Genomic DNA, 9,121 nt, shown 5'->3' on the forward strand with positions numbered 1-9,121 from the left:
GAGTGCCTCAAGTCCTGGGCGATGACGGCTACTGCAACCGCCCAAGGCCCAACCCATGGGCGTGGTCGGCCCTGTGTGATCACGCGCCGGGCCACCTTCAGTGCCAGTCATCGGTATTGGTTGCCCGAGCTCAGCCCCGAGGACAACCAAGCCCGCTTCGGGCCCTGCAGCCTGGCGCCGGGCCATGGCCACAACTACACCTTGATCGTGGCGATGGGTGGGCCCCTGGATGCAGATGGCATGGTGCTCAATCTCTCGGAGGTGAAGCACGCCATTCGCGCCGAGGTCACGGCTCAGCTCGATTTCCGTTGTCTCAATGAGGCTTGGCCGGAGTTTGACCTGAGCCGCCCGGAGGGTCGGCTGCCCACCACCGAAGCCCTCTGCCAGGCCATCTGGACCCGCCTGGCCCCCAAGCTGCCCCTGGTGGGGCTGCGTCTGCACGAAACCGAAACGCTCTGGGTCGACCTGCTCGCCCCCGGCTCCACCCCGACCCCCATGGAAGCTTTCCTCTCGATCCGCACCCACTTCGCCGCCGCCCATCGCCTGGCTCGGCCCGAGCTCTCCCAGAGTGAGAACGAGACCATTTACGGCAAGTGCGCCCGGCCCCACGGCCACGGCCACAACTACCTGCTCGATGTCACCGTGCGAGGTCCGATCGATGCCCGCACCGGCATGGTCTGCGACCTGGCGGCCCTGCAGCAGCTCGTCGACGACCTGGTGGTGGAGCCCTTCGACCACACCTTCCTCAACAAAGATGTGGAGCACTTCGCTGCCACCGTGCCCACAGCCGAGAACATCGCCCTGCATATCGCTGATCTGCTGAGCGCCCCGATCGCCGCCACCGGCGCCCGGCTCCACAAGGTACGCCTGCAGGAGAGCCCCAACAACGCCGCCGAGGTGTTTGCCGAAACCCCCCAGCTGGAGATGGTGCCCGCTGCCCTGGAAGCCCTGGTGGCCGGCTGAGCGCTCCCGGTGCCAAAGCTGCGTCTGGTGCTGGCCGTCAGCCTCGACGGCCGCCTGGCTCCCCCAGACGGTGGGGCTGCGCAGCTGGGTGGTGCGGGTGATCGTCGGGTGCTGGAGGAGGCCCTGGCCTGGGCCGACGGCTGCCTGATCGGTGCCGAAACCCTGCGGCGCCACGGCAGCACCTGTCTGATCCATGCCCCCGACCTGCTGGCCCAGCGGGCCGCTGCCGGCCGCAGCGACCAGCCGGTGGCATTGGTGGTGACCCGCACCGGCCAGATTTCCGCCGAGCTGCCGTTCTGGCAGCAGCCCTTGCAGCGCTGGTTGCTGGCTCCGGCGGTGGCGCCTCCCTTGCCGGGATGTGACCGGCATCTGGGCCTGGTGAGTTGGTCTGCTGCCCTGTCTGCCCTCCAGGCAGCCGGATTGGAGCGGCTGGTGGTGCTGGGCGGCGCCACCCTGGCGGCGGGCCTGCTGGCGGAAGGCTGGATCGAGGAGCTGCAGCTCACCCTCTGCCCCCAGGTGCTAGGCGGACCCCATAGCTGGGTGCCGTTGCAGGCGGCCGTCCAGGCAGGCGCCTGGCGTCTCGAAGAGCATCGGCGCCTGGAGGGCGATGAGTTGCTGGTGCGTTACCGCCGCGTTTTGGCGAAGCCCTGAGCCAGCTCCTTGAAGGGGATGTGCTGGAGGCTGCCGGCGGGCAGACCCAGCATGCGCGCCAGGCAGCGTTTCACCACCAGTTCGCTCTCGGCGCCGAAGTCGCCGCGGATCAGTTCGCCCAACACCGCCAGGCTGCGGCCGCTGGAGGCGGTTTCCTGCACCAGGCATTGGCTGGTGGGTTTGGCCAACTGAGCGCAGGGCGCCTCGAGTTTGGCGGCCAGGCTGGCATTGCCGTCGGATGCCGTTTCCACGCACATGGTTGTGAGCCGCTGCTCCAGCTGGGGGCGCATCAGCTGCAGCACCGGCAGCAGCAGGCTGGTCAGCAGGACGGGCGTGAACAGGTGCGCCGGGGTGAAGAGGGCACGCATCAGTTGGGGCACCAGGGCAGCACAGCTCTGGTTAGTTTTGCCCCTTCCCCCCCTTGCCGGCCGTCGTAGCAGCCATGGCTGAGTTGCAAGCCCGCTGGCATCAGAGCCTCACGGAGATCCCGGAGCACCGCTGGGACGCCCTGCTGGCTGCTGCCCACCCCCAGAGCTTGCCGTTTTACCGCTGGCGCTGGCTGCACCAGCTCGAGTCCAGCGGCAGCATCGTGCCGCGCGAGGGATGGCAGAGCTGCCATCTGGGGCTGTGGCGCGGAGGGGAGCTGCTGGCGGTGGCCCCCCTGTATCTCAAGGGGCACAGCTACGGCGAATTTGTGTTCGACCAGAGCTTCGCCCAGCTCGCCGGACAACTGGGCCTGCGCTACTACCCGAAGTTGGTGGGGATGAGCCCGGTGAGCCCGGTGCAGGGCTACTGCTTCCTGATCGATCCCGCTGAAGATGCTGCCGCGCTCACGGCCCTGATGCTGGAGCTGATCGACGACTTCTGCCGTCAGCAGGGCATCCTCAGCTGCAACTTTCTCTATGTCGACCCCCAGTGGCAGCTCTTGGCTGAGGCGGCTGGTTGTGCGGCCTGGGTCAACCAGCAGAGCCTGTGGACCAATCCCGGCCACAGCGATTTCGACGCCTACCTGGCCAGTTTCAATGCCAACCAGCGCCGCAACATCAAGCGGGAGCGCCAGGCGGTGGGGGCTGCTGGTCTGACGGTCACCCCACTGGCGGGGGACGCCATTCCCCCTGCCCTGGTGCGGCGCATGCACGATTTCTACGCCCAGCACTGCAGCCGCTGGGGTCCCTGGGGTAGCAAATACCTAAGCGAGACGTTCTTTGAAGCCCTGGCCACCGACCCTGAGCTGCGCCGGCATCTGGTGCTGTTCAGTGCCCACCGCGGCGAACCGACGCAGCCTGTGGCGATGTCGCTCTGCGTGCATGCCGGCGATCAGCTGTGGGGGCGCTACTGGGGCAGCGACGAGGAGATCGACTGCCTGCACTTCGAGGTCTGCTACTACGCGCCGATCGCCTGGGCGATCGAACGGGGCATCCGTGGGTTCGATCCCGGGGCCGGCGGCAGCCACAAACGCCGCCGTGGCTTTGTGGCCCAGCCCCGCGTCAGCCTGCACCGCTGGAGTGATCCGCGCTTTGCCGGGATCCTGCGCCGCTGGTTGCCAGGGGCTAATACCGAGATGGCTGAGGCCATGGCGGCGATGAATGCTGAGTTGCCCTTCACGGCTTCCTACGATCCACCCCATGCCTGATGTGCCCTTCACCCGCCAAGAGCTCGACGACCAGCTCTCCCAGCGGTTCATCGATCTGGATCCCGCCGGCTATTTCCTGATTCGTATCGATCGGGAGGCGGCCGAGCTGGTGGCCGAGCACTACGGCAATGGCATTGATGAGCGCGGGCTGGCCACCGATCCAGACACCGGTGAGGTGTTGAGCTGCCGTGGCGGCGGTCCCCGCCGGCCGGTGGCCGTGTATCGGGCTCGATCCGCCAAGCAGCTGGGAATTGCCCTCACGGAGGGATCTGGCCCCCACCCCCTGAGCCGCCTGGATCACGCCCTGTATCTCGGCCGAGAACTCCAGCGCGCCGAGGCCTGCCTGGAGCAGGGCCTCGACTACGTGCAGGACTGAACGCGTGCAGGACTGAGTGCTTGAGGCCAGTTAGGCCGGCTGTAATTCGCGGCTGGGTTCAGCCGGAGCCTTGGGCGGATCGGGCGGCAGGGTGGTGAGTTGCTCCTCGATTTCGCGGCGCACGATGGCGCGGTATTCGAGGAAATGCTCGTTGTGCGCCAGGATGGAAAGGAACCCGGTGAAGCGCTTGGGGTTGTGCTTCGCCATGCCGTAGAGGGCTTTCCAGAAGCGCACCCGTGTGTTCCGCTTCACCCCCTGGCGCCAGAGAATGATGCCGAGAGCGCGCAGATCAATCCAGCTGGGAGGCTTCGACGGACGGCTGCCCGGAACGACGAGTTCCTTGTATTTCTGGGGCGGTAGTTTCAGGAAGTACGAATAAACGCGATCAATGAAAGCATTGGGTTCGTAGAGCGCGCCAAAGGCGTCCACGTATTCATTGGCGATATCACGAATTGGCCGCGTGGGGATGAAGTTGAGCAGGTTGGTCTGGTTGACGCCTTTGGCGGCGGCTTTGCCTTCGATCAGCCGCCCTTCCTTATCAAGGCGATGCCAGAGGGCTGTGTTGGGGAGAGCCTGCAGCATGCCCATCATCGCGTGGGGAATGCCGGTGCGGGTCACAAATTCAACGATCCGGCGACCAGCCCCTTCTTTCTCACCATCGAAGCCGATGATGAATCCCGCCATCACCCGCAGGCCATAGGACGTGATCTTGTTGACCGAATCCTCCAGGGAACTGCGGGTGTTCTGAAGTTTGCCGGCGGTTTCCAGGCTGGATTCGTCGGGGGTTTCGATGCCGAGGAAGACGCTCTCAAAGCGACATTCCACCATCATCTGCATCAGATCGTCGTCAGCGGCGAGGTCAACCGAGGCCTCGGTCGCGAAGCTGAAGGGGTAGCCGTGGTCGATCTGCCACTGGCGCAGCAGGGGCAGCAATAGCTTCACGTTGCGCTTGTTGCCGATGAAGTTGTCATCCACCAGAAACACGGAGCGCCGCCAGCCGAGGTCGTAAAGCGATTGGAGCTCAGCAACCAGTTGCTCTGGCGCTTTGGTGCGTGGCTTGCGGCCGTATAGCACAATGATGTCGCAGAACTCGCACTGGAAGGGGCAGCCTCGGGAGAACTGCACCGACATTTCCGAATAGGCGTCCAGCTCGAGCAGGTCGAAGCGCGGGATCGGTGTTCCGGTGACATCCGGCTTGACCCCATCGGAGCTGAATCGGCCTTGGCGTTCGCCCCGCTCCAAGGCTTCAATGAACATCGGTAGGGTGATTTCGCCCTCGTCGAGGATCTTGAAATCGGCCAGATCGAGTTCCGGCGCATCCGGGGTTGAACTCGCAAACGGGCCGCCCACGGCCACCGGGATGCCGCGCTGTTTGGCCTTGGCGATCTGCACCGCCATGTCGCCCTTTTGCACGATCATGCCGGAGATCACCACCAGCTCTGCCCAGTCCCACTCGGCATCGGTGACCTCGCGCACATTGCGGTCCACCAGCTTCATCTCCCAGCTCTGGGGCAGCAGGGCCGCCACCGTTACCAAGCCGAGCGGGGGGAGAAGGACCTTCCGATCGATCAGCTCGAGGATTTTTTCGTAGCTCCAGAAGGTTTTCGGGAACTCGGGGTAGACAAACAGGGTGCGCATACAGGCAGCAGAGCTGGAAAGGGGCTGAACCAGGGCGCTTGGACTGCGCTGGGATGCGTCTCGAATGGAGTCAAGCCTAGGTGGTTCACGGAAGGGCTGATGGTGCCCGCTTTCTGCTGTAATGGCTGAACCTTTGACAGGGCAGCCATGGGTGTCGCGATCTATCTGGGCCTCGTTGGTGGTGGTTTGGCCGTGGCCATCGCCGCCTCGATCGTGCTGCGCGGCATCAAGCTGATCTGAGTTCCAGCCGCAATCGGCCCCGCTGGCGCAGTTCGATCAAGCCGACCACCAGCCCGGCTGTTCCCAGTAGGGCAAACGTGCCGCGCAGTCCCAGCGTGAGGCTCAGGGTGGCCGCCAGCAATCCACTCAGCCCGCCACCGCCGAGGAAGGCGATCTGGCCCAGCCCCGCCATGCGGCCTCTGATCGCCATGGGGGCCCCCACCTGGCTGATCAGGTTCACCCCCGACAGCAGGCAGGCGGTGCCGGCTCCGATCGCAAAGGTGGCCACCAGCCCCAGGCTGCTTGTGGCTGGTTCGCTGAAGCGGGCCATGGCCAGCTGGGCGGCGGCCGTTACCACCGTGCAGCTGCCCAGTAGCAGGGCCGGCCGCTGACTCAGCCAGCGGCTGTGCCGTTGCAGCACGAGTCCGCCGCTGATGCTGCCGGCGGCCAGCACGCTGGTGAACAGGCCCAGGGCCTGGGGGGATGGACCCAGGAGATCCCGGGCCATCAGCGGCGCCAGGCCTGGGTGAAAAAATCCCACCAGGCAGGCCAGCGCCGTGTAGCGCAACACGTGCCGCAGAACCGGCCCACTGCCTGTCCAGGCGGCCCTGAGGCTGCTGCCAGCACCGGCGACGCTGCGGTGCTCCTGGGTTCGGTTGGGCTTGATCAGCCACAGCACTGAAGCGATGGGCAGCAGGTAGGTGGCGGCATCGATCGCCAGCGCCGGTCCCGCCCCCGTCCAGGCCAGCAGCCAGCCCCCCAGGGGCGGGCCCACCAGCTTGCCCACGTTGAACACCACCGAAAAGCTGGTGATGTAGGGCGCCAACTGGCCAGGACCGTCCACCAGTAGGGCGCAGTATTTGTTGCGGGCGGTGAGCTCGTAGGCGCTGGCAACGCCCACCAGCAAGGTGCTGAGCAGCAGCAGGCTGATCTGCAGGGCCCCATCGCTGAGGGGAATGGCAATGGCGCCGAGCATGCCGGCCCCGAACAGCCCCCACTGGGAGCGGATCAGCACGGTTTCGCAGCCCAGTCGGTCGGTGACCACGCCGGCCGGGCCACTGACCAGCAATGTCGGCATCGCCAGGGCCGCGAAATGCAGGGCCAGCACCATCGGGTTGCCGCTGCCGTCCATCAGGATCCAGCCCTTGGCGGTGAGACCAGCAAACGATCCGGCTGTACTCAGCCCCGACGCCACCAGAAAGGTGGTGCGTTGATGCTCACGCCATCTCAAGCGCCGCCCCGCAGCGAGGCCTGGGCTTCATCCACCATCGCCCGGGCACCCACCACCTCACCGATCAGGTCGTAGGTGTCGGCGGCGGTGAGCCGCACCGGCACGAGTGTGCCTGGAGAGGCGCAGAGGCCGCCTTCGCCGGGAAACACCCGCACCTCGCCATCCACCTCGGGGGCGTAGCGGGCGCAGCGCCCGATCATTTCACCGGTGCTGGGGTTCTCCTGCTCAATGAGCACATCCACGATGCGGCCCACCCAGGCGGCATTGCGTGCGGCGGCGATGGGTTGCTGCAGGGCCATCAGGCGGTCTTTGCGCTCCTGGGCCACCTCGGCGGGCACCTGATCCGGGAGCTCGGCTGCGGGTGTCCCCTCTTCAGCTGAGAAGGTGAACACACCCACGTGGTCGAACTGCTGCTCGGCCACGAAATCCAGCAGGTGCTGGAACTGTTCCTCCGTTTCGCCGGGGAAGCCCACGATGAAGGTGGTGCGCAGCACCGCCTCGGGCAGCTGCTCGCGGATGCGGCGCAGCACGCCGCCGGTCACTTCGGCCTGCCAGGGGCGGTTCATCGCCCGCAGCACCTCGGGGTGGCTGTGCTGCAGCGGCAGATCCAGGTAGGGCAGCACGTTGGGCACCTCGCGGTAGGCCGCCAGCACCTCGCTCGTGAGGCCGGTGGGGTAGGCGTAGTGCACCCGGATCCAGGGGATCTCCACCTCTGCCAGGGCCCGCAGCAGCTCAGCCAGCTGGGGCTTGCCGTAGAGATCGAGGCCGTAGTTGGTGGTGATCTGGCTGATCAGCACCAGTTCCTGCACTCCCTGGGCCGCCAGGGCTTGGGCCTCGGCCACGATGCTCTCGATCGGCCTGGAGCGCTGGTCGCCGCGCAGATGGGGAATGATGCAGAAGGCGCAGCGGTAGTCGCAGCCCTCCGCCACCTTCAGGTAGGCCACCGCCTCACTGGTGGTGCGGTAGCGGGGCAGGTGCTCGTCGCCCACGAAGGTGGGGTTGGCGCTCACCTGGTTCACCCGTTCACCAGCCTCCACCCGCTCCAGCACCGAAACAATGTGCTGGTAGTCGCCGGTGCCCACAATCGCCTTGGCTTCGGGCAGCGATTCCAGCAGCTCCTCCTGGAAGTGCTGGGCCAGGCATCCGGCGATGATCAGTTCCTTGCCCTGCTCCGCCAGCTCCACCAGGGTGCGCACCGACTCCTCACGCGCCTCCTGGATGAAGCTGCAGGTGTTCACCACCACCACGGTGGCGTCGGTTTCATCGGCACTCACCCCGTAGCCGGCCTCGGCCAGAAGACCGAGCATGTGCTCGGTATCCACCCGGTTCTTCTCGCAGCCCAGGTGGGCGAAGGCGACGGTCTTTTTGCTCATCATTTGCTGATCCATCTGACCCCAGCGGCCCGGGCAGCCGACCTTCCACCCTATGGGGGCGTGGGCGGATCTGGCTGCGAGAATGCTGCTAATGCAGCCGTTGCCGTGACCTCCACCCGCCTCAGCCAGCGCCTCAATTCCACCCGGCGCCGCAGCGATCCGGCCCGCCGCTGGGCCCGAGTGTCCATGGCTGTGCTGGCCACCATCGGCGCCATCGACACGGGTGCCATCACCCTCAAGCGCTGGGGGCTGCTCGGCCCGCTGAGTTGTCCCGGGGGTGCCGAAGGCTGCGACAAGGTGCTGAACAGCGCCTGGGGCAGCCTGTTTGGCCAGCCCCTCTCCCTGTTTGGTTGTCTGGCCTACGCGGCCGTGCTGCTGCTGGCGGTGTTGCCGCTCGTGCTTCGCGGTGATTCCCGCGCCGCCCTGGCCCAGCGCAGCTGGTGGGGGCTGCTGCTGCTCAGCACGGGCATGGCGGTGTTCAGCCTGCTGTTGATGGGGCTGATGGTGGTGAAGATCCAGGCCTTCTGTTTCTTCTGCGTGCTGTCGGCCACGCTGAGCCTGGCGCTGTTTGTGATCAGCCTGGTGGGCGGCGAGTGGGAAGACCGCGGCCAGGTGGTATTCCGGGCTGTGATTGTGGCTTTGCTGGTGGCGATGATCGGCCTGGGTTGGGCTGCCTCGGTGGATCGTCCCGCGGCGGTGCAGGGCGCCGGCGTGCCCCCTGTCGTGGAGACCACCAGTAGCCCTGAGGCGATCGGCTTGGCCGACCATCTCACCCAGATCGGCGCCGTGATGTACACGGCCTATTGGTGTCCCCATTGCCACGAGCAGAAGGAGCTCTTCGGCAAGGAGGCCACCACCAAGCTCACCCTGGTGGAGTGCGCTGCTGATGGTCAGAACAGCCAGAAAGCCCTCTGCGACACCAAGAACATCGAGGGTTTCCCCAGCTGGGAGATCAACGGCAAGCTCGATTCCGGTGTGAAGTCTCTGGCCCAGCTGGCCCAGCTCTCTGGATACACCGGGCGGGTGCCCTAACCCCG

10 protein-coding genes are annotated in these 9,121 nt (G+C 66.2%); 6 read left to right on the top strand and 4 right to left on the bottom strand.

Features of this window, described 5'->3' with window-relative positions; all coding sequences use genetic code 11:
- Window positions 1-21 precede the first annotated feature (21 nt).
- Both KBY70_RS12920 and KBY70_RS12925 read left to right on the top strand, forming a co-directional pair.
- Window positions 22-963, top strand: coding sequence for a 6-pyruvoyl trahydropterin synthase family protein (locus KBY70_RS12920; RefSeq protein ID WP_094561541.1), 942 nt, complete (start codon window positions 22-24; stop codon window positions 961-963).
- 9 nt (window positions 964-972) lie between these two features.
- Window positions 973-1,614 (top strand): RibD family protein, encoded by a 642-nt coding sequence (locus KBY70_RS12925; RefSeq protein ID WP_254988771.1) that lies wholly within the window; start codon window positions 973-975, stop codon window positions 1,612-1,614.
- Here KBY70_RS12925 and KBY70_RS12930 read toward each other — a convergent pair.
- Complete coding sequence (locus KBY70_RS12930; protein WP_254988772.1) at window positions 1,587-1,982, bottom strand: hypothetical protein; 396 nt, start codon at window positions 1,980-1,982, stop codon at window positions 1,587-1,589. The genes KBY70_RS12925 and KBY70_RS12930 overlap by 28 nt on opposite strands.
- Window positions 1,983-2,056: 74 nt before the next feature.
- Between KBY70_RS12930 and KBY70_RS12935 the strand changes: the two genes are divergently transcribed.
- Both KBY70_RS12935 and KBY70_RS12940 read left to right on the top strand, forming a co-directional pair.
- Window positions 2,057-3,247, top strand: coding sequence for a GNAT family N-acetyltransferase (locus tag KBY70_RS12935; protein WP_254988773.1), 1,191 nt, complete (start codon window positions 2,057-2,059; stop codon window positions 3,245-3,247).
- The gene (locus KBY70_RS12940; RefSeq protein ID WP_254988774.1) at window positions 3,240-3,623 is read left to right on the top strand and encodes a DUF4346 domain-containing protein; all 384 of its coding nucleotides are present in this window, start codon (window positions 3,240-3,242) and stop codon (window positions 3,621-3,623) included. Before KBY70_RS12935 ends, KBY70_RS12940 begins: the two co-directional genes overlap by 8 nt.
- A 30-nt stretch (window positions 3,624-3,653) precedes the next feature.
- Here KBY70_RS12940 and KBY70_RS12945 read toward each other — a convergent pair whose 3' ends face one another.
- On the bottom strand, window positions 3,654-5,261 hold the full coding sequence (locus KBY70_RS12945; protein ID WP_254988775.1) for a B12-binding domain-containing radical SAM protein: 1,608 nt from the start codon (window positions 5,259-5,261) through the stop codon (window positions 3,654-3,656).
- Between the two features lie 147 nt (window positions 5,262-5,408).
- Between KBY70_RS12945 and KBY70_RS12950 the strand changes: the two genes are divergently transcribed.
- The gene (locus tag KBY70_RS12950) at window positions 5,409-5,501 is read left to right on the top strand and encodes a cytochrome B6 (protein WP_094561510.1); all 93 of its coding nucleotides are present in this window, start codon (window positions 5,409-5,411) and stop codon (window positions 5,499-5,501) included.
- Here the strand turns inward: KBY70_RS12950 and KBY70_RS12955 are convergent.
- On the bottom strand, window positions 5,488-6,711 hold the full coding sequence (locus KBY70_RS12955; protein ID WP_254988776.1) for an MFS transporter: 1,224 nt from the start codon (window positions 6,709-6,711) through the stop codon (window positions 5,488-5,490). The two genes, KBY70_RS12950 and KBY70_RS12955, sit on opposite strands and share 14 nt — an antisense overlap.
- The gene (rimO, locus tag KBY70_RS12960) at window positions 6,708-8,084 is read right to left on the bottom strand and encodes a 30S ribosomal protein S12 methylthiotransferase RimO (protein ID WP_254988777.1); all 1,377 of its coding nucleotides are present in this window, start codon (window positions 8,082-8,084) and stop codon (window positions 6,708-6,710) included. The genes KBY70_RS12955 and rimO overlap by 4 nt, the downstream gene beginning before the upstream one ends.
- A gap of 105 nt (window positions 8,085-8,189) precedes the next feature.
- On the opposite strand from rimO, the gene KBY70_RS12965 reads away from it, so the two are divergent.
- Window positions 8,190-9,116: a vitamin K epoxide reductase family protein gene (locus KBY70_RS12965; RefSeq protein WP_254988778.1), complete on the top strand. Its 927-nt coding sequence runs from the start codon at window positions 8,190-8,192 to the stop codon at window positions 9,114-9,116.
- The last annotated feature ends 5 nt before the right edge of the window (window positions 9,117-9,121 follow it).

Source organism: Cyanobium sp. ATX 6E8, from assembly GCF_024346335.1.
Lineage (GTDB): Bacteria > Cyanobacteriota > Cyanobacteriia > PCC-6307 > Cyanobiaceae > Cyanobium_A.

Bases quoted from the DNA above. Each gene is read 5' to 3' on its own strand.
- KBY70_RS12920 (WP_094561541.1), top strand. From the start codon at position 22: ATGACGGCTACTGCAACCGCCCAAGGCCCAACCCATGGGCGTGGTCGG.
- KBY70_RS12950 (WP_094561510.1), top strand. From the start codon at position 5,409: ATGGGTGTCGCGATCTATCTGGGCCTCGTTGGTGGTGGTTTGGCCGTG.
- KBY70_RS12945 (WP_254988775.1), bottom strand. From the start codon at position 5,261: ATGCGCACCCTGTTTGTCTACCCCGAGTTCCCGAAAACCTTCTGGAGC.
- KBY70_RS12930 (WP_254988772.1), bottom strand. From the start codon at position 1,982: ATGCGTGCCCTCTTCACCCCGGCGCACCTGTTCACGCCCGTCCTGCTG.
- KBY70_RS12935 (WP_254988773.1), top strand. From the start codon at position 2,057: ATGGCTGAGTTGCAAGCCCGCTGGCATCAGAGCCTCACGGAGATCCCG.
- KBY70_RS12940 (WP_254988774.1), top strand. From the start codon at position 3,240: ATGCCTGATGTGCCCTTCACCCGCCAAGAGCTCGACGACCAGCTCTCC.
- rimO (WP_254988777.1), bottom strand. From the start codon at position 8,084: ATGAGCAAAAAGACCGTCGCCTTCGCCCACCTGGGCTGCGAGAAGAAC.